19 protein-coding genes are annotated in these 19,628 nt (G+C 63.8%); 14 read left to right on the forward strand and 5 right to left on the reverse strand.

Annotated elements, in window-relative coordinates:
* Window positions 1-63: 63 nt before the first annotated feature.
* From ABD884_RS03590 to mshA, 3 genes are all read right to left on the reverse strand, one after another.
* Entirely contained in the window at window positions 64-1,023 is a 960-nt protein-coding gene (locus tag ABD884_RS03590; RefSeq protein WP_345036574.1) for a DUF559 domain-containing protein, read from the reverse strand.
* A 135-nt stretch (window positions 1,024-1,158) separates the two neighbouring features.
* Window positions 1,159-2,853 carry a formate--tetrahydrofolate ligase gene (locus tag ABD884_RS03595; protein ID WP_345036585.1) on the reverse strand — a complete coding sequence of 565 codons (1,695 nt, stop codon included), beginning with the start codon at window positions 2,851-2,853 and terminating at the stop codon, window positions 1,159-1,161.
* 105 nt (window positions 2,854-2,958) lie between these two features.
* Window positions 2,959-4,203 (reverse strand): D-inositol-3-phosphate glycosyltransferase, encoded by a 1,245-nt coding sequence (mshA, locus tag ABD884_RS03600; RefSeq protein ID WP_345036592.1) that lies wholly within the window; start codon window positions 4,201-4,203, stop codon window positions 2,959-2,961.
* A gap of 149 nt (window positions 4,204-4,352) precedes the next feature.
* Here mshA and ABD884_RS03605 point away from each other — a divergent pair, with 149 nt between their 5' ends.
* The 7 genes from ABD884_RS03605 (at window position 4,353) to tsaD (ending at window position 10,240) form a co-directional block, all read left to right on the forward strand.
* On the forward strand, window positions 4,353-4,880 hold the full coding sequence (locus ABD884_RS03605; protein ID WP_376955438.1) for a GNAT family N-acetyltransferase: 528 nt from the start codon (window positions 4,353-4,355) through the stop codon (window positions 4,878-4,880).
* 79 nt (window positions 4,881-4,959) lie between these two features.
* Window positions 4,960-6,066, forward strand: a complete 1,107-nt coding sequence (locus ABD884_RS03610) for a carbohydrate kinase family protein (RefSeq protein WP_345036599.1) — start codon at window positions 4,960-4,962, stop codon at window positions 6,064-6,066.
* A gap of 71 nt (window positions 6,067-6,137) precedes the next feature.
* Complete coding sequence (gene alr / locus ABD884_RS03615) at window positions 6,138-7,343, forward strand: alanine racemase (protein WP_345036607.1); 1,206 nt, start codon at window positions 6,138-6,140, stop codon at window positions 7,341-7,343.
* On the forward strand, window positions 7,340-7,915 hold the full coding sequence (gene tsaE / locus ABD884_RS03620; protein ID WP_345036622.1) for a tRNA (adenosine(37)-N6)-threonylcarbamoyltransferase complex ATPase subunit type 1 TsaE: 576 nt from the start codon (window positions 7,340-7,342) through the stop codon (window positions 7,913-7,915). Before alr ends, tsaE begins: the two co-directional genes overlap by 4 nt.
* A complete protein-coding gene (gene tsaB / locus ABD884_RS03625) occupies window positions 7,915-8,586 on the forward strand; it encodes a tRNA (adenosine(37)-N6)-threonylcarbamoyltransferase complex dimerization subunit type 1 TsaB (protein ID WP_345036630.1) in 672 nt (223 codons plus the stop codon). Before tsaE ends, tsaB begins: the two co-directional genes overlap by 1 nt.
* A gap of 2 nt (window positions 8,587-8,588) precedes the next feature.
* Complete coding sequence (gene rimI / locus ABD884_RS03630) at window positions 8,589-9,071, forward strand: ribosomal protein S18-alanine N-acetyltransferase (protein WP_035741258.1); 483 nt, start codon at window positions 8,589-8,591, stop codon at window positions 9,069-9,071.
* Window positions 9,072-9,130: 59 nt separating this feature from the next.
* The gene (tsaD, locus tag ABD884_RS03635; protein ID WP_345054499.1) at window positions 9,131-10,240 is read left to right on the forward strand and encodes a tRNA (adenosine(37)-N6)-threonylcarbamoyltransferase complex transferase subunit TsaD; all 1,110 of its coding nucleotides are present in this window, start codon (window positions 9,131-9,133) and stop codon (window positions 10,238-10,240) included.
* Between the two features lie 19 nt (window positions 10,241-10,259).
* Here tsaD and ABD884_RS03640 read toward each other — a convergent pair whose 3' ends face one another.
* On the reverse strand, window positions 10,260-11,411 hold the full coding sequence (locus ABD884_RS03640) for a glutamate--cysteine ligase (protein ID WP_345036649.1): 1,152 nt from the start codon (window positions 11,409-11,411) through the stop codon (window positions 10,260-10,262).
* 168 nt (window positions 11,412-11,579) lie between these two features.
* On the opposite strand from ABD884_RS03640, the gene ABD884_RS03645 reads away from it, so the two are divergent.
* The 3 genes from ABD884_RS03645 to ABD884_RS03655 are packed head-to-tail and all read left to right on the forward strand — an operon-like array spanning window position 11,580 to window position 13,726.
* A complete protein-coding gene (locus ABD884_RS03645) occupies window positions 11,580-12,725 on the forward strand; it encodes a GTP-binding protein (protein WP_345036655.1) in 1,146 nt (381 codons plus the stop codon).
* Window positions 12,722-12,844 carry a type B 50S ribosomal protein L36 gene (gene ykgO / locus ABD884_RS03650; RefSeq protein WP_028265045.1) on the forward strand — a complete coding sequence of 41 codons (123 nt, stop codon included), beginning with the start codon at window positions 12,722-12,724 and terminating at the stop codon, window positions 12,842-12,844. The genes ABD884_RS03645 and ykgO overlap by 4 nt, the downstream gene beginning before the upstream one ends.
* Before the next feature lie 51 nt (window positions 12,845-12,895).
* The gene (locus tag ABD884_RS03655) at window positions 12,896-13,726 is read left to right on the forward strand and encodes a shikimate 5-dehydrogenase (RefSeq protein ID WP_345036676.1); all 831 of its coding nucleotides are present in this window, start codon (window positions 12,896-12,898) and stop codon (window positions 13,724-13,726) included.
* A gap of 7 nt (window positions 13,727-13,733) precedes the next feature.
* Here the strand turns inward: ABD884_RS03655 and ABD884_RS03660 are convergent, their stop codons facing one another.
* Entirely contained in the window at window positions 13,734-14,972 is a 1,239-nt protein-coding gene (locus ABD884_RS03660) for a THUMP-like domain-containing protein (RefSeq protein WP_345036684.1), read from the reverse strand.
* 77 nt (window positions 14,973-15,049) lie between these two features.
* Here ABD884_RS03660 and ABD884_RS03665 point away from each other — a divergent pair, with 77 nt between their 5' ends.
* The 4 genes from ABD884_RS03665 (at window position 15,050) to ABD884_RS03680 (ending at window position 19,423) form a co-directional block, all read left to right on the forward strand.
* On the forward strand, window positions 15,050-15,484 hold the full coding sequence (locus ABD884_RS03665) for a hypothetical protein (protein WP_345036689.1): 435 nt from the start codon (window positions 15,050-15,052) through the stop codon (window positions 15,482-15,484).
* Between the two features lie 248 nt (window positions 15,485-15,732).
* The gene (gene groES, locus ABD884_RS03670) at window positions 15,733-16,029 is read left to right on the forward strand and encodes a co-chaperone GroES (protein WP_345036698.1); all 297 of its coding nucleotides are present in this window, start codon (window positions 15,733-15,735) and stop codon (window positions 16,027-16,029) included.
* An 84-nt stretch (window positions 16,030-16,113) separates the two neighbouring features.
* Window positions 16,114-17,724, forward strand: a complete 1,611-nt coding sequence (gene groL / locus ABD884_RS03675; protein ID WP_345036706.1) for a chaperonin GroEL — start codon at window positions 16,114-16,116, stop codon at window positions 17,722-17,724.
* A gap of 496 nt (window positions 17,725-18,220) precedes the next feature.
* Window positions 18,221-19,423 (forward strand): IS30 family transposase, encoded by a 1,203-nt coding sequence (locus ABD884_RS03680; protein WP_345054506.1) that lies wholly within the window; start codon window positions 18,221-18,223, stop codon window positions 19,421-19,423.
* The last annotated feature ends 205 nt before the right edge of the window (window positions 19,424-19,628 follow it).

A 19,628-nucleotide genomic window follows, 5' to 3' on the forward strand; every position in this document is an offset into this window, starting at 1 on the left:
TGCAGCGGCACGTCGAGCCGACGCTCGCTCATTTTTGGTGGGTTTTCGACGGACGCTCGCTCACTACACCGCGTCTGCGAAGCCGGATGCGACGGCGGGATCCACCCACGCTGATCGCAGTGCCTTCTTGATCTTCTTGGTTGCCAGATCGAAACCATCTGCTAAATCGTCTTTTAGGAACACAAGAACAGTCCATCCAGCTGATTCGAACGCTTTGTCCCGGCGTCGATCGCTCAGTGACTGGGCATCCGCAAGGTGATGGCCGCCGTCGTACTGGATGGCGAGGCGCCGTTGGCGGAATCCCAGATCCGCCGACGGCGAGAGCGGGTCGCTGTCCCGCAACCTGAGTTGAAGTTCCGGTTCGGGGATTCCCGCGTCCAGCATTGCCAGGCGAAGCAGGGACTCTGGCGCGGAGTCCGCCCCAACCCGCATCAGATCCAGCGCCTCGCGGGCGCGCACGACGCCTTGCAAATTCGGATGCCGCCCCACCAAGGCGCGTAGGCCTCCAAGGGTCGCGAACGGAGTGTCCCGCCCTTCGAAGGCCTGCCGCGGAACGCGGATCAGCTCGTCGCCCATACAGACGAGGTAGTTCAAAGGAAGCAGCTTAGCCATGTCCAACCACGTGCGCGATCGGGTGCTGATCCGTATTCCATCAACGGTTTCGACCTCGTCCTCGGCCGCGATCACGGTATGCCCGACCACGCCTTTACGGCGGACTCCGGGCAATGATCGCGGCTTGCTGAGGTGCAGCTCGCTCGAGTCTGACAGCCAGGGCGGAAGACACGAGCAGCGAAGGCGTGCTGCTGTCACATGGGAAATCCAGGCGCCCGGCGTCGCCGCAGACAAGGCACGCGCCGCTGACTCGAGATCGAAGTCCCAGCCTGCCGGACGGTAGAGCCCACGGCTGACGCGTTCGACGTCGGCGCGAAGCAAGAGTGCACGCGGGACCCCTTGTGCTTGGGCTTGCTCGAGTGTGAACGGTCCTGATAGCAAGTCAGCAGGAAGGTCGAACTGTTTTTGCATACCCGCATTGTTACCCGAATCGGCTGGTGCCTGCAGGAGTTATCCACAGGCCAGGTGCTGCTCGCTCGACAAGGCGCTCTGATGGGCCATACGTGAGCGAGCGTTCCTAGGATGGGGGCGATACGTGAGCGAGGGTCAGAAGAGGCCCACCGGATTGCCGTGCTCATCGACATCCATGCGCATCGCGGCCGGCTCCTTGGGCAACCCTGGCATGGTCATGACGGCACCTGTCAACGCGACGATGAATCCCGCACCGGTTTTGGGAATGAGCTCGCGCACATGCACCGTGAAGCCCTTGGGGGCTCCCAGCTGGGAGGCATCGTCGGTGAATGAATATTGCGTCTTGGCCATGCAAACAGGCATCCCGCCCCAGCCGTTTTTCCGGATGTCCGCGAGGCGCCTGAGGGCGGGGACCGAGAACTCGACGCCGTCGGCACCATAAATTTCCTGCACAATCGTGCGGATCTTGTCTTCGACAGAGAGGCTTAGGGGATACAAGTGCCGGAAGTCCGACGGCGTCGCTGCCGCCACCACGGCTGCGACCTTCGCCGCGAGCTCGTCGCCGCCGTCGCCCCCTCCGCCCCGGCCCCAGACGTCGGCGACCGCGGCCTGTACTCCCTCCTGGGCGCACCAGGCAAGGAGCCATTCGAGCTCCTCCGGCGTGTCAGTGGCGAACTTGTTGATCGCAACGACCGGAGTGACACCGAATTTCTCAATATTGTGCACATGCCGCCTCAGGTTCTCGACGCCAGCGGCGAGAGCCTCCACGTTTGGGTCCTTGAGGAGCTCCTTCGGGACGCCGCCCTGCATCTTGAGCGCCCTGATAGTTGCCACCACTACGACGGCGGAGGGCGCCACATCAGCGATGCGCGATTTGATGTCCATGTACTTTTCGGCACCAAGATCAGCGCCGAACCCGGCTTCCGTGACCACAATGTCTGCAAGCTGCTGGGCCGTTCGGGTGGCGATAAGCGAGTTGCAGCCGTGCGCGATGTTGGCGAAGGGGCCGCCGTGCACCAAGGCGGGGGTTCCTGCGATTGTCTGCACGAGGTTCGGTTTGATGGCGTCCTTCAGCAGCATGGTCAGGGCACCTTGAACCCCGAGATCGGCCACAGTGACCGGCACTCGCTCGTAGCTGTATCCGAAAGTGATGCGGCCAAGGCGCTCGCGGAGGTCGTCCAAGTCCGCGGCAAGGCAGAAGACAGCCATGATCTCGGATGCCACGGTGATATCGAAACCGTCCTGCCGCGGAACGCCTTGAGCAGGGCCGCCCAAGCCGATGATGACCTCCCGTAAGGACCGGTCGTTCATATCAAGAACCCGTTTGAACGTCATGCGGCGGGGATCAATGTTGAGTTCGTTGCCTTGGAAGATGTGATTGTCCACGAGGGCCATCAGGGCATTGTTGGCTGAGGTGATCGCGTGGAAGTCGCCTGTGAAATGAAGATTGATCTCGTCCATGGGGAGAACCTGGGAATACCCGCCGCCCGTGGCGCCTCCCTTCATGCCCAGGATGGGTCCAAGGGACGGTTCGCGCAGCGCGATCATCACCCGGTGACCTGCCCGGGCCAAAGAATCCGCGAGGCCTACCGTGGTGGTGGACTTTCCCTCACCCGCCGGTGTCGGGGACATGGCCGAGACGAGGACTATCTTGCCGACGCGCTCGGCGTCCGTGAAGCGGAGCTTGGCAGGATCGATTTTCGCCTTGTACCGACCGTATAGTTCCAGGGCATCGGCGTTGATCCCGGCACGCTCGGCGATCTCCTCGATAGGACGTATGGCGGCACTATGGGCAATTTCAAGGTCGCTCAAGATCTTGTTTTCAGGCATCCTTGTCCTCAACTCCGTGCGTAACACTGTGCGCGACAATCTATCAGCCGTGGGCGTATTGGTGAGTGAGGGTCGTCGGGAGGGGGCGTATTGGTGAGCGAGGGTTTAGCTCGGACGGACGAGGACGGCACCGATGGCCGCGTGGTAGCTCTCCAGCGCGATGGTTGCCGTCCTTTGCCAGCCGAAGGCTTCCGCGTGCACGGCGGCGGCGCGGCCCATGTCTTCGCGGGTACGGGAATCGTCGTACAGGGCTTCGATGGCGTCGGCCCAGCGCGAGGGATTGTGACCGTCAACCAAAATACCGGTCCGCCCGTCGGCCACGGCCCGGGACAGCCCGCCCACGTTGGTAGCGACCACCGGAGTACCGCAGGCCTGGGCCTCAAGGGCAACCAGCCCGAAGGATTCGCTGAAGGACGGCATCACTACGACGTCGGCAGAACGGAACCAGCCTGCCAGCTTGGGCGCCTTGACCGGCGCACGGTGTGTCAAAACGTCGTCGAGCCCGGCGGCCGTAATGAAGGACTGCAGATCGAAGTCCTTGGAACCACTCAAAGCGCCCAGAATGGTCAGTTCCAGATCGATGTCGGGCCGCCGCCGCCGAAGGACGCCGGCAGCTTCAATGAAGACCTGCGGACCCTTGAGCCGTTGGATGCGTCCGGCGAAGAGAAGATGGAAGCTGTCCGGTCGCACTCCGAGTTCGGCGCGCGACCGTGCACGGAACGCTGGAGTGAACACCGCGAGGTTGACGCCGGGGGGAGCGACGTCGATGCGGTCAAAATCGGCGTCGTAATGCGAGACAAGCTCCTGGGCCTCGGCGGGAGTGTTGGCCACGAGCCGGGCGGCTCCATCCACGATCCGCTGTTCGCCGTCTTCACGCAGCCGCGGTTCGGGCCGCTCTCCGGATTCGAGCACCAGGTTCTTGACCTTCGCCATGGTGTGCATCGTGTGGACCAGGGGCACGTCCCACAGTGCGGAAAGCTCCAGTCCGGCCACACCCGATACCCAATAGTGCGAATGGATGGCGTCGTAACGGCCATGCGGTTGACGCTGCCGGATCCTCTCGATTTCGGCAACCATGGCGTGGAGGAGTCCGGGAAGTTCCTCCTTGGGCAGCTTCCGGGCCGGGCCCGCCAGGACGTTGTGGACGCATACGCCCGGGCCGGGATGTTCGACGGCGGGTTGTTCGGCGGAGGTTGACCGCGTGAAGATTTCCACTTCTACGCCGAGCTCTGCCAGTGCCATGGCCAGCTCCCGGACGTAAACGTTCATTCCCCCGGCATCGCCCGAACCCGGCTGTTCCATGGGAGAGGTGTGGAGGGACAGGAACGCCACGCGACGGATTAACGACACGGCTTACCTCCTGTATCCAACGCATTCAACAATCAATTCAGCAGCCCGCACGGCGCAACTTCCCCGGCGTCTCAGCGAAAACACTACTCCTGAGACGAGTGGCGGCGCAGCCGGCCAACGCTATGTGAATCGCTGCTACCGTAGCGAGCGTGAGCCAATCAAACATCGAAGCAGCAACGCCACCTGCCGCCTACGAGATCCGGCCAGCACGGGAAAGCGACTGGCCGGGGATGTGGGCCGTCCTTGAACCTGTGATCCGAGCAGGCGAGACCTTCACCTGGGACCGCGGCACGTCCGAGGAAGCCGCACGCAGCAAATGGTTCAAGGAAGCGCCCGGCCAGACCTTTGTTGCAGTGCGCGACGGCGAAGTGCTGGGTACCGGGGAACTGCACCCCAACCAGGGCGGCGGGGGAAGCCATGTGGCCAACGCCGGCTACATGGTCCACGCCGATCATGGCGGGCAGGGACTTGCGCGGGCGCTCTGCGCATATTCTCTGGCTGCCGCGCGGGACGCCGGGTTCAAGGCAATGCAGTTCAACGCTGTTGTCGAAAGCAACGTCCGTGCGGTGGGCCTGTGGCAGTCCATGGGCTTCCGTATTCTGGCAACCATTCCCGGAGCCTTCCACCATCCGGCCCTGGGCTACGTGGGGCTGCACGTCATGTACCAGGAGCTCTAGGAAGGTATGCAGTGCCCTGCGGCACCACCGCAAACCCGAAGGCTATGCACGCGGGTGGCTGCGGCGTAGTCTGCCGTGCATGGACGCAACGCCCAGGTCCGGATTCGATCCCCTCGCCGCCCTCCGCGGGGATGCGACGGGCACAGGAGACGATTCGGGCTGTGATCTCCTGCTGGCTGGCACCGTGTTCCAAGACATCATCTTTACCGGGTTGGACCGCAGTCCGGAACCGGGTACCGAGGTGTGGAGCCAAGGCATGGGTACATGCCCTGGCGGCGTGGCCAACCAAGCCATCGCCGCCGCCCGGCTTGGACTGCGGACCAGCTTGGCGGCAGCCTTTGGTGATGACGGGTATGGAGACTTCAACTGGCGGATCCTGGAGAGCCAGGAGCATGTGGATCTCTCCCTGTCCAGGCGGTTCGAGGGCTGGCATTCCCCGGTTACCGTTTCCTTCTGTGTCGATCACGATCGTTCCATGGTCACCCACGGACACCCTGCGCCGATGAGCGCATCGGAACTGATTGGCGAGCCTCCTAAGGCGCTCGCCGCCGTCGCCGATCTTGGCGAGGAGCCAGAGCCGTGGATGCTGGCGGCGAAGAAGGCCGGGGTCAAGCTCTTTGGCGACTCCGGATGGGATCCTTCGGGAGAATGGTCGTCGAGACGGCTGGACCAGCTCGGCAATTTTCACGCTTTCATGCCGAACCAGCGGGAGGCGATGGCCTTTACGGGCATGGACAATCCGTGGTCCGCGCTTTATGCGCTCGCCGATCGTGTTCCCGTGGCCGTCGTAACCCTCGGGGCACAAGGCGCCATGGCCGTCGATTCTGAAACCGGGGAGGAGGAATGGGTACCGTCCCTTCCTGTCACCGCGTATGACCCCACGGGCGCGGGCGATTGTTTCGGCGCGGCGTTTGTTGTGGGCTGCCTCGCCGCGTGGCCTTTGGGAGATCGGCTCCGTTTTGCCAACCTTTGTGCCTCGCTCGCGGTGCAGCAAGTGGGGGGCTCCCTGGCTGCGCCCGGTTGGGGTGACATCGCGGATTGGTGGAAGCGGGCCAACGCCCGGCCGGAGCGGCAGTCCAGCCAGTGGCTCAAAAGGTTCGCTTTCCTCAAGGACATTGTGCGGGACGTCCCGCCCGCCGCGCAGCGCCGGGCGACAGCCACTATTGCCCACAACTCCGACGTCTGAGCGGTGGAATGCCGGCCACGGCACCGCCCCCCAGTCAAACAGCACGTCATCGCGGCACTAGAATCGTGAGGGTGACTTACGAAGCAGCTGCCAGGTTCGAGCCCACGACGAAATCTGCTTCGGCAACGGTTCTTGAACGATCAGCCGTCATCGACTTGGACGCCGTCCGGCACAACGTGCGTCAGTTCGTGGCTGTCGCTTCGCCTGCCAGCGTGATGGCGGTGGTCAAGGCGGATGCCTACGGACACGGCGCGATTCAGGTGGCGCGCGCGGCCCTTGGCGCCGGCGCCCGATGGCTCGGCGTCGCGCACATTTCAGAGGCTCTTGTATTGCGCGCAGCCGGAATTGACGCTCCGATGCTTGCTTGGTTGCACACCACCGAAAGCAACTTCCAAGCGGCAGTTGCCGCCGGCGTCGACGTCGGGATTTCCGGCTGGGAGCTGGACGCCGTGGTCGCCGCTGCACGCGAGCAGGAACGTCCCGCCCGGATCCACCTGAAAGTGGACACCGGCCTGGGCCGCAACGGCTCCACCATCACCCAATGGGACCAATTGGTGGGCCAGGCCATGGAATACCAGGACGAGGGACTCCTGCGCGTGGTGGGCATCTTCTCGCACTTGGCCGTGGCGGATGAACCCCACCGGCCCGAAACCGATGAACAATTGGCAGTCTTCCGGGAAGCGATTGCCGTGGCGGAGGACGCAGGGGTGGACACCGAAGTGCGGCACCTCGCGAACACGCCGGCCACGCTGTCCCGCCCTGATGCACATTTCGACCTTGTCCGCGTGGGGCTCGGACTCTACGGGCTGTCACCTTTCGAAGGACAAAGCTCCGCCGAACTGGGCCTCCGGCCCGCCATGACGGTACGCACCCTTGTGTCCAACTGCAAACGGGTACCCGAGGGACAGGGCGTGTCCTACGGACTCAACTACCGGACTTCCGGCGAGAGCACCCTGGGCCTCATCCCGCTCGGTTATGCCGACGGCGTCCCGCGCATCGCGACAGGCGGACCCGTACGCGTCAACGGGGTCAACTATCCCGTGGTGGGGCGGATTGCCATGGACCAGATGGTCATTGACTTCGGGATTGTGGGGGCTGACGAACCCAGCTTGCTGGGGGCTGAAGCCGTCATGTTCGGCGATGGCGCCGACGGCGGTCCGACGGCGGACGACTGGGCAGCCGCCGCGGGCACCAACAACTACGAAATTGTCACCCGTATCAGCCCCCGGGTGCCGCGCATTTACGTCAACGAGACGCCGGAAGCAGATGCCCGATGAGCGAGGCCTTGTGGGTACGCACCGTCGGTGTCACGACGGCGGAGGCGACGCACGCTTTGGGCTCGGCCTTGGCCGGGGTCCTTGAGCCAGGAGACCTGCTGGTTCTGACGGGCGAACTCGGCGCCGGAAAGACCACGTTCACCCAGGGACTCGGGGAAGGCTTGGGAGTCCGTGCCGGAGTTATCTCACCTACCTTTGTCCTGGTGCGCATCCATCCCAACCTCCCGGATGGTCTGCGTCCTGGCGGTCCCGACCTGGTCCACGTCGATGCCTACCGCCTGGCCTCTGCCGCCGAGATCGACGACATCGACCTCGAGAACACCATGGACAACTCCGTGACGGTGGTCGAATGGGGACGCGAGCGCGTGGAACACCTTTCGGACAGCCGCCTGGACATCGAACTGCACCGAACCGTAGGCGGCACGGATTCGGCGGTAGCCAGTGCGGAAGCAGTCCCGGGCGCCGTGCTGGACTTCGACCCCGAGGACGACGACGAACCACGCACCATTGTTTTCCGCGGCTTTGGCCCGCGCTGGAACGCCGTCCCCGCAATACTGGAAGAGAACGCCTGATGCTGATCCTGGCCATTGATACCTCGGCCGTGGCGAGCGCCGCACTCGTCTCGGACGATGCCATGGAGCGCGTGGTGGAGTCCTTCGCTACCGAAGACACCCGCAGCCACGCTGAAGTCCTGGCGCCCGGCATCGAGAAACTCCTGGATGATGCCGGTGTGCGCGGAGCGGACATCGACCTTATTGTCACCGGCGTCGGCCCCGGGCCGTTCACGGGGCTTCGTTCGGGGATTGCCACCGCCCGCACTTTGGCGTTCGCTTGGAACAAACCCCTTTTCGGGCTCATGAGCCTTGACGCGATTGCCTTGGAAGTGGCCGAGTCCACCGAGGCGCAAGCCGAATTCCTCGTGGCGACGGATGCCCGTCGCAAGGAGGTCTACTGGGCGCGCTACACGCTCAGCGAAGGCAAGCTTCCGCAGCTCGAGGACGGCCCGCATGTGGGCTTCGCCTCGGAGCTGCCCGATCTCCCCGTGTTCGGGGCCGGCGCCGGCATCTACGCGGACGTCGTCAACGCGAACAAGGAATTCAGCACCACCCAACCCGATGCTGCTTCCCTGGGCAAGTTCGCGATGGCACTCCTGATAGCCGGGGTTGAACTGCCGGACTCCACTCCGCTGTACCTGCGGGAATCCGACGCGCAAGTACCCGGCCCCAGGAAGCGTGCACTGTGAACATGTCGAATAGTTTTACGCTCGACGGCGTGACCTTGCGGGACATGACCGCCGAGGATGTCACCGCCGTCGAGGCCCTCGAACGTCGCCTCTTCCCGGTGGACGCTTGGCCGGTGCAAATGTTCTTCGACGAACTCGCCCAGGTCGATACCCGCCGCTATGTGGTGGCCGAAGCCGGTGGACAGATTGTGGCCTACGCCGGGCTCATGTGCATAGAGCCGATCGCGGATGTCCAGACGATCGCCGTCGTGCCCGAATTCGAAGGCAAGGGAATTGGCTCCGCCATCCTCACCGAACTTATCGCCGAAGCCCGACGGCGCGGCGCGGCGGACGTGCTCCTGGAAGTCCGAGCGGACAATCCCCGCGCCCAAGCCCTGTACGTGCGGTTCGGCTTCGAACAAATCCATGTCCGGCCCAGGTACTACCGAGACGGCACCGACGCCCTCATCATGAGGCTGCCATTGACTGAAGGAAACCCTGCGTGAACCAGGCCAGCGACGTGAACAACTCCGGCACTCTCCAGACCGGCGGTACCGGGCCACTCGTGCTGGGGATCGAGTCCTCCTGCGACGAAACCGGGGTCGGGATTGTCCGAGGCACCACCTTGCTGAGCAACACAGTGTCGTCCTCGATGGATGAGCATGTCCGTTTCGGTGGCGTCATTCCGGAGATCGCTTCCCGAGCGCACCTGGACGCTTTTGTTCCAACGTTGCAGCAGGCCTTGCACGAGGCACGGGTGACGCTGGAGGACATCGACGCGATTGCCGTGACCTCCGGGCCAGGGCTGGCCGGCGCGCTCATGGTGGGAGTCTGCGCGGCCAAGGCCCTCTCTGTTGCCACGGACAAGCCCCTCTATGCGATCAACCACTTGGTGGCGCACGTCGGCGTCGGCCTGCTTGACGGACGCGCAGAAGGCACTAGCGGTCCCGGCACTGCTGATCTCAACGCGAGCGGTCTCGGTGCGGGCGGCCGGCTGCCGGAAGATCTCGGTGCGTTGCTGGTCTCAGGCGGACACACGGAAATCCTCCGCATCCGCAGCATCACCGACGACGTCGAGATGCTCGGCTCCACGATTGACGACGCCGCGGGGGAAGCCTATGACAAAGTGGCGAGGCTCCTGGGCTTGGGCTACCCTGGCGGACCGGCCATCGACAAACTTGCCAAGCAAGGCAATGTCAAGGCGATTCGCTTCCCTCGCGGCTTGACGCAACCCAAGTACATGGGAAGCGTCGAACAGCCGGGGCCCCATCGCTACGATTGGTCGTTCAGCGGCCTCAAGACCGCCGTCGCGCGCTGCGTGGAGCAGTTTGAAGCGCGCGGTGAGGACGTCCCCGTGGCTGACATCGCTGCAGCATTCCAGGAGGCGGTGGTGGACGTCATTACGTCCAAGGCGGTGTTGGCTTGCAAGGAAAACGGCATCACGGATCTTCTCTTGGGTGGCGGAGTGGCCGCCAACTCCCGCCTTCGTGAGCTGACAGGACAGCGCTGCAGCTCGGCGGGAATCACCCTGCACGTGCCGCCCTTGGCCCTGTGCACCGACAATGGCGCCATGGTCGCGGCCCTGGGATCACAGCTCATCATGGCGGGAGTCGAACCCAGCGGCATCTCTTTCGCCCCGGACTCTTCCCTGCCGGTGACCACAGTTTCGGTTTAGCCGGGAACCCGACCGGAGGCTATGGGTTCGGAAGGGCCCGCATTTGCTGCACCAGATCAAGCACCACGGCCTGAAGATCGCCGTCGTGCTGGGCAGCGACGCGGCGCTGGCGTTGGTAGCCGGCTCCCCGCGCAATGATCTTTTCGACGTCGGCCAGTTCGGCCGAACACCCAAGCTTTTTCGCGACAGGAGCCAGCCGCACCAGCGTCTCCTTCAGGTGGTCCGTGACTAGCTGCTCGTTGCCTTCGGCATCGAGAATGATGATCGCTTCCATGCCATAGCGGGCGGCGCGCCATTTATTTTCCTGGACATGCCATGGCGGCATCGTGGGAATGCTGCCGCCGTTGTCCAGGATGGTGGAGAACTCGTCCACGAGGCATTGGGTCAGGGCCGCGATGGCACCGACTTCTTCGAGGCTGGCCAAACCGTCGCAAATGCGCATCTCGATGGTGCCCAGATTCGGCACGGGACGGATATCCCAGCGAATTTCGGACAGCGTGTCGATCACCCCGGTGGTGAACATGTCCTGGACGTAGGACTCGTATTCAGCCCAGCTGCGAAATTGGAAGGGCAAACCGGCCGTAGGCAGCTGCTGGAACATGAGGGCGCGCTGTGATGCATAGCCTGTGTCTTCGCCGCCCCAGAAGGGGCTCGAAGCGGACAACGCCTGGAAGTGGGGGAAGTAGTTGACCAGCCCATCGAGGATGGGGAGTGCCTTGTCCCTCCGGTCCAGGCCGACATGGACGTGGACGCCGTAGATGACCATTTGGCGCCCCCACCATTGAGTGCGGTCGATCAATTTGGCATAACGCTCTTTGTCGGTCACCTGCTGAAGCTGCGGCGGGCTGAAAGGGTGGCTTCCGGCACAAAACAGCTCTACGCCCATGGGGTCGGTAACTTCCCTGACCGCCTGCAGAGATCGGGCCAGGTCTTCCTTGGCCTCCTTGACGGTTTCGCACACGCCGGTGACCAGTTCCACGGTATTCAAGAGCAGTTCGCGTTTGATGTGCGGATGTTCGTCGTCTTCGTTCAGGTCCGGATGCCGGGACGCCACGCCGCGCAGGACTTCATTCGCGACCGAGACCAACTCGCCGGTTCGTGCGTTGACGAGCGCGAGCTCCCATTCCACCCCCAGTGTCGACTGCCTGGATGGAGCGAAATCAATCTGCACGTAGGTCCCCTCGGTGATATGCCATGAGCGCTCTGTGTAACGCCCGCTGTGGGGCCGTCAGCGGTTGGGTCAAGTCTAATGCAGGGGGGATACCGTACGGCCTGACCGGAAAGAGGACGAAATCGCCGGCTTTTGCGAATGAGAGTGATTTGCATCTAGACTGTCGGCATGCATTTTTCCGTTGTTAGTTCCCTCGACAGTCAGTGCCGCGAAGCAGCCGCGGTGAAACTTGGCCGGACGCACCGTGATTCGGCGGTGGTCCTGCACGATCTCCTGCATGGCGGCATCGTTCTGCGGCGGGTCTTCCGCAATGGCGAGATCGTGGAGCAGGTACAAACCCTCTTGGAGCATGGCTGCCTTAGCTGCACCATCCGCCTGGACGTGGTCCCGACGGCGGAGCGTTTGGCAGCGTCCGGCCATGACCACGCCGTGCTGGGCCTTCCGCCGGGTGTTTCCGTGGAGATGGCGGTGACCGAACTCAAGCGCAGCCTTGAAGGGGACGCGATCATTGACAACGCAGTGGTGGCGATCGATCCTTCAGGATTGGAAGACCATATCTGGGACAAACACACGCTGTACGAATCCGGCTTCACGGCCATGCCGGAGGACGACCGCACCAGTGGGGAGTTTCTCATCGGCGAATTGGGCCTGGTGGACACCGTCATGGTGCATGCGGGTCTCGGCGCGGAGCTCACCCAATCGCGTCCCGAGTCGAGCAAAGCCTGGGCCCAAGGGTTGGACCTTCTCGGGCAACTTGCGCCACACGCTGCGGTTCCCGCCCACGACGACGACTTCCGGCCAGGCTGCTACGACGGCGCGGAAGCCCTTGCCCGGGTCCGCCGCGGTTCCGTGAGGGTCCCCCTCGAGGAGGAAACAGGCAGCTTCCGGACGGTGCTGCACAAAGTCGAGCGCCCCCTTCACCCCCGGCGCTTCCAGGAGGCACTTCCCAAGCTGGCGGAGGGCTGCCACTGGATGCGGGGCCGCCTCTGGATTGCGTCGGCAGCCAAAGTGCGGATCGCTGTGCAGGGAATCGGGCCGCGCGTCTGGCTCGAAAGCACGGGGGAGTGGCTCGCGGACTCCGGTGCTCGCCGCGGCGACGCCGAGACCGCCCTCGACTGGCACCCCAGCTTCGGCGATCGCGGCACGGTGTTGGCCGTAACGGGGCGGGGAGACGACGTCGACGCTTCCGAAATCCGGGCGCTGCTGGACGGATGTGCCTTGAGCGAAGCGGAGATGCAGCTCGACTTCGCTGGACTTGACGACCCGTTTGGACTCGAATCGACAATCACAAACCCCAAAAGGAGAAACCCATGAAAGTCAGGAATTCGCTACATGCCCTCAAGAAGATCCCGGGCGCGCAGGTGGTCCGTCGCCGCGGACGCACGTTTGTCATCAACAAACTGAATCCGCGCTTCAAGGCGCGCCAAGGATAGCTTCCCGTCTAGGCTGGGCAGAGAACCCCGCGACGCGAAGGAAGCTCCGTTATGCCGATCCTCAACAAAGACATGACGCTCTGTATTTCTCTCTCTGCCCGGCCCAGCAACAACGGAACGCGTTTCCACAACTTCCTTTACGAGGCGCTCGGCCTGAACTGGATCTACAAGGCTTTCGCGCCCACTGACTTGGCGAACGCGATCGCCGGCGTGCGCGGCCTTGGCATCCGAGGCTGCGCCGTCTCCATGCCGTACAAGGAAGAAGTCATCCCCCTCGTGGACCGCATGGACGCTTCGGCGGCCGCCATCGACTCGGTCAATACGATCGTCAACGATGCCGGCGTACTGACGGCCTACAACACCGACTACACGGCCATCGCCCAGCTGATCGAGCGCAACGCCATCGATCCGGCGTCGTCCGTGCTGCTCCGCGGCTCAGGCGGCATGGCCAAGGCCACCGCGGCTGCGTTCCGTGACGCCGGATTCTCGCGCGTCACGGTCGTTGCCCGGAACGAAAAGCTCGGGCAATCCCTCGCGGGGCTCTACGGCTTCGCTTGGCAACCGGATTCTGAAGCCGTGCTACGAGATTCCACGGCGGACGTGATCGTCAACGTCACCCCGATCGGCATGGCCGGCGGACCCGAGTCCGGCTCGCTGTCCTTCCCCGAGGAGGCGGTAGCAGCCGCGCGCGTGGTGTTCGACGTCGTCGCCCTTCCGGCAGAGACGCCGCTCATCAAGGCCGGGCGTGCCGCAGGCAAAGCCGTGATCAGCGGCGCCGAGGTAGCCACCATCCAGGCCCTCGAACAATTCGTCCTCTACACGGGAATAACTCCGACGCCGGAACAAGTGGCGGCTGCCGAGGAGTTCACGCGCGCCCAGTAGGGCCACCTCAGGCAGCAGCCACCGGCTCCACCACAACAGCCACCCGTTCTTCACCGATCCTGGTCAACACCAGAGTTGCTGTCTTGTCGCCGTGGGCTTTCGCCGAGCCTTTTCCTACCGGAAGCAATTGCTTCCGTAGTTCCTCGGGAGTGACGGAGATGCCTCGCTTCTTGATGTCCAGGACGCCGATTCCGTTGGCCTTCACCCATGCCTTAAGCCCTTTGACGTTGAGCGGCATGACCTCCAGGACTTTGTAGGCGCGGGCGAACGGGGTCTCCACCAGCCCCGGGGCGCAGATGTAGGCAATGTGCTTGTCCACCAAATGGCCGCCGAGCCGGAGGGCGACATCAGCGACCAGTCCCGCGCGAATAACGGCGCCGTCGGGCTCGTAGAGGTATCCCTCCACCGGCCCGACGTCGGGCACCGGGCCGGCGTCGAAACCCTCGCCGCTGGTGATCTCGGCTGCGCCCCGGGGGCCGAGGAGCAGCGCGGCGCGGCGGATACCCGGGCGGGCCACGTCGTTGAACCACAGCGTCACCTCGGTGACGTCCCCGCCGACTGAAACCCACTGTGCCTCGCAGCCGGCAGGCACCGATTCGTGCGGCATCCCGGGGCCCATCTTGACACCGACCGACTTGCCGGAAGCAGCCAGCGATTCCACGAAGGACAACGGCGGCGAGAATGCCTCCGGGTCCCAGATCCGTTTGGTGCCCGACGTCGACGTCGTACGGCGCGCCGGATCGAGCCAGACGCCGTCGAAGCCGTCGAGTGGCACGGACGTGGCGTCAGAGTGCACCACGGAGGCGTGGGGGAACGGCATGAGGTTGATGGTGGCGCAGGCCGCGGTGGTCTCGTCCAGCTCCACGGCAGTGACGTTGATATCCATGGAGGCCAGCGCCATGGAATCGGCCCCCAACCCGCAGCCAAGGTCGGCCACATGCTGCGTGCCTGCCTTGGCGAAGCGCTCGGCGTGCCGTGCTGCCACATTGAGCCGGGTGGCTTGTTCCAGTCCGGCCTGGGTGAAGAGCATCTGCCGGGCGAATTCACCGAACTTGGATTCGGCCCGGGTTCGGAGCCTGGATTGGGTGAGGACGGCAGCCACCAGAGCGGGGGAGTGGCCGTCTTTGCGCAAGCGTGCATTGAGGGCGAACGCTTCGCCTTCCCGGTACGGTCCCAAGGAAGCCAGCAATTCCCAACCCTCCGTCGTCAGCAGCGGCGCAATGTGGTCCTGGGGTGTGTCAGCCATGGGAACTAGCCTACTGGCCGCCCGTCACACAGCCCGGAGCGGGATTCAGCATCACTTGGGCCGATAGTGTTGATGGCATGCAAGACAACCCAGTACGCCAGCCTGACGACGCCAATGGTTATCCACCTGTTCCCGCTAATGGTTCACCCTCTATTCCCAATAGACGTCCCTTCGCCGGGAATCTGTCCAAGTATGCCCGTCCGGCGCTCATCGTGGGTGCTTCGATTGCCGTTGTCTGCATCGCGCTCTTGATCATTATTTTCTTCCTCGACTCCTTCAATGCGGCCACCTACTCCATGACCGGAAAGAGCGTCCAGGACGCCACGGACGAAGCCCGCGAGATCCGGGACACCTACGCCGGCGCCCGCATAGGAGCGATCGTGGGTCTGGTGGTGTTCGGCGTCATCGCGCTCGCCAGCGGCGTAGTGCTCTACCTGAACCGCGGAACAGCGCCGGAGGAAGAGTACGACGACGGCGAGGACGTGGACTTCGACGACCTCGCCGGACAATGAGCGCATTTCGCCGGACACTGGGAGCCTGTTGGGCCGGAAGCAGGCCTTTCTCCCGTTCACCCGTGACGGAATTCTGGCACTCGCCTTGACCGAGTGCTAATGCTTACATAGAGTCTTGATTAGCACTCTCCCTAGGCGGGTGCTAATCATGCCGCCAGGCACTTACCGGCACCGCGACGACGGTAAGCACGCCACGGCACCCCTGGTTTGATAGTCCATGTACTACCTCACGTAAAGGAGAGATCCGAGTGTCGGTCTCCATTAAGCCTCTCGAGGATCGCATTGTTGTCCGCCCGCTCGAAGCAGAGCAGACCACGGCTTCCGGCCTGGTTATCCCGGACACTGCACAGGAAAAGCCGCAGGAAGGCGAAGTTGTTGCAGTCGGCCCCGGCCGCTTCGATGACAACGGCAACCGCGTACCCGTCGATGTAACCGTTGGTGACGTCGTCATCTACTCCAAGTACGGCGGAACCGAAGTCAAGATCGGCGGCAACGAATACCTCGTTCTGTCCGCCCGCGACGTTCTGGCGATCGTCGTTAAGTAATTCCCTGGATCCCGCACCGCAGATCGAGTCGGACTTTCTGACTGAATCGGCGGTGCGGGTTTTCCGTCTTGAAAGGACACAACCATGGCAAAGCAGCTTGCGTTTAACGACGCTGCACGTCGCTCGCTCGAAGCAGGCATTGACAAGCTCGCCAACACGGTCAAGGTCACCCTTGGCCCGCGTGGCCGCAACGTCGTCCTGGACAAGAAGTGGGGAGCGCCCACCATCACCAACGATGGCGTGACCATCGCCCGTGAAGTTGAGCTTGACGACCCGTACGAGAACCTTGGTGCACAGTTGGCCAAGGAAGTCGCCACCAAGACCAACGACGTCGCAGGCGACGGCACCACCACGGCAACTGTGCTGGCACAGGCACTCGTCAAGGAAGGCCTGCGCAACGTTGCCGCCGGCGCCGCCCCTGGTGAGATCAAGCGTGGCATTGAGGTCTCGGTCCAGGCCGTGGCTGCCCGCCTCCTGGAGAACGCCAGCGAAGTAGAAGGCACCCAGGTTGCCAGCGTGGCCGCGATCTCCGCCCAAAGCGACGAGATCGGCGAACTGCTGGCCGAGGCTTTCGACAAGGTCGGCAAAGATGGTGTCATCACCATCGAAGAGTCCTCCACCACCCAGACCGAATTGGTCCTCACCGAGGGCATGCAGTTCGACAAGGGCTACCTGTCTCCGTACTTCGTCACCGACGCCGAACGCCAGGAAGCTGTCCTGGAAGACGCGCTCATCCTGATCAACCAGGGCAAGATCTCTTCGCTGCAGGAATTCCTGCCGCTCCTTGAAAAGGCCCTCCAGGCAGCCAAGCCGCTCTTCATCATCGCTGAGGACATCGACGGCGAGGCACTGTCCACGCTGATCGTGAACCGCATCCGTGGCACCCTGAATGTCGTCGCCGTCAAGGCTCCGGGCTTCGGTGACCGCCGCAAGGCCATGCTGCAGGACATCGCCACGCTGACCGGTGCTCAGGTTGTCTCCCAGGAGCTCGGCCTGTCCCTGGACCAGGTCGGCCTCGAGGTGCTCGGTACCGCCCGCCGCATCACCGTCACCAAGGACAACACCACCATCGTTGACGGTGCCGGTACGGCCGAGGACGTCGCGGCACGGGTTGCCCAGCTCCGCGCCGAGCTGAGCCGCACGGACTCCGACTGGGACCGCGAGAAGCTCCAGGAGCGGCTCGCCAAGCTGGCCGGTGGCATCGGCGTCATCAAGGTCGGTGCAGCAACCGAGGTTGAGCTCAAGGAAAAGAAGCACCGCATCGAGGACGCAGTCTCCTCCACGCGCGCTGCCCTTGAAGAAGGCATCGTTTCCGGCGGTGGCTCTGCCCTCATTCACGCCCTCAAGGCACTGGACGAGGACTCTGCCGTCAAGGCCTTGGAAGGTGACGCGGCTGCTGCCGTCGGCATCGTCCGCCGCGCCTTGACCCAGCCGCTTCGCTGGATTGCCCAGAACGCCGGCTTCGACGGCTACGTCGTGGTCGCCAAGGTTGCCGAGCTTGAAGCCAACCACGGCTTCAACGCCAAGTCCGGTGTCTACGAGGACCTGATCGCCGCTGGCGTGATCGACCCCGTCAAGGTCACCCGCTCGGCCCTTCAAAACGCCGCGTCCATCGCAGCCCTGGTCCTCACTACCGAAACCCTGGTTGTCGAGAAGCCGGCCCAGGAAGACGAGCACGCTGGCCACAGCCACTAGTCCTGGCTGCTAAAAGCGAGGCCCGGTCCCCTTCGTGGGCGGGTTCTAGCGGTCGTTGCAACACCCAGAATTTTTGGGAGTTGCAACGACCGTGTCGTCTTTAACGGAGAAAACAGGCGGGCGCAGGAAGTACACGCCGGGGCAGAAGGATCAGTTCTTTTCGGTGCTGGACCGCCTTGGGAGTGTGAGCGCGACCGCCAAGGAGCTCGGATTCAACCTGATGACGTGCTACCAGTGGGTCCACAAATCCCGGCTCCCTGGGCAGGTCCCCCGGAATCGGGTGCCCGGGCAGAGGAAATACACGCCCGCGCAGAAGGAAGAGTTCTTCCTTGTGTTCGACCGCCTCAAGAGCACGACGCAGGCAGCACGGGAACTCGGACTGAGCCCCGACACGTGCGCCGGCTGGGTGCGCAACGCCGGGCTGAAAAGCCACGGCAAAACGGGGACGGGTCCTCACCCGGGCCGGGATGAGTACTTCCGGCTGCGCAAGACCGGCATGAGCCGGCGGAAAGCTGCCGCAGCAGTCGGGATCCATCTCCGGACCGCCCAAGAGTGGGACCACGGAATCCGCAAGTCCGGCGGCCGACGCATTTACCCGGATGGCCGAATCGTCGACTACAAACGTGGTGTGACCACCCTGACCCCTCCCGCCGGCACGACCGGAACGACCCAGGTCCTCCTACCGGTATCGGCACTGGAGAAGGCCATCGATCCGCGATACCTGACCGTGCAGGAGCGGGAGATGATCCGGGACCTGCACGCCGCGGGCACTTCGATCAGGGCCATCGCCCATGCGCTTGGCCGCTCGCCTTCAACGATCAGCCGCGAGCTGGGCCGAAATACCGATCCCCGGCTGGGATACCTGCCCCACGGGGCGCACCGGAAGGCCGCTGCCCGGCGGGCGCGGCCCAAGACGGCCAAGCTCGCTGTAGAGGGTCCGCTGCGGCGCTATGTGAAGGACAAACTGCTCCTACGCTGGTCTCCGGAGCAGATCAGCCACACGCTGGTCGAAGAGTTCCCCGACAACCCGGAGATGCGCGTGAGCCCAGAGACGATCTACCAAGCCCTCTATGTCCAGGCCAGAGGCGGACTCAAACGCGAGATACAGGTAGCGCTGCGCACCGGCCGGACCCGCCGCAAGCCGCACCGCACCGGCGAGCAGCGCACCCCCCGGTTCGTGGACCCGATGATCATGATCTCCGAGCGCCCGCCCGAGATCGAGGACCGCGCCGTGCCAGGCCACTGGGAAGGGGACCTCATCACCGGCGCCTACAACCAGTCAGCGATCGCGACCCTGGTCGAACGCACCACCCGCTACGTCATGCTCGTCCACCTCCCGGGCGACCACACCGCCGAAACCGTCCGCGACGGCCTCATCGCCACCATGAACACCCTGCCGGCGCACCTGCGGGGCTCCCTGACCTGGGACCAAGGCGCCGAAATGGCCGGACACAAATCCTTCAGCCTCGCCACGGACATGAATGTCTACTTCTGCGACCCCGCCAGCCCCTGGCAACGGGGCACGAACGAAAACACCAACGGTCTGCTGCGCCAATACTTCCCCAAAGGCACCGACCTGTCCGTCTACGGCCCCGAAGACCTCGAACACGTCGCGCAGGAACTCAACGGACGCCCACGCAAAACGCTCGGCTGGAATACTCCAGCCGAGCGTTTGCGTGATTTACTACTAACCACCTAACCAACAGGTGTTGCAACTGTGAGAGTTGTTTGTAGCTGGTCTGGGACTGGCTGGCAGGATAGGTACCGGCCGTTCCGCCCCGTGGAGGTGACTCATGTTGCGACTGACCCTCAGGGTGTCATTGGGTCGACTTGTCCGTCCACAGGTGGGTGGCCGGTACCCGTCCGGCCCACCTCGGTAGCTTAATCAGAAGATTGTCCACCCC

This window comes from Arthrobacter methylotrophus (assembly GCF_039539965.1).
GTDB classification, from domain to species: domain Bacteria; phylum Actinomycetota; class Actinomycetes; order Actinomycetales; family Micrococcaceae; genus Arthrobacter; species Arthrobacter methylotrophus.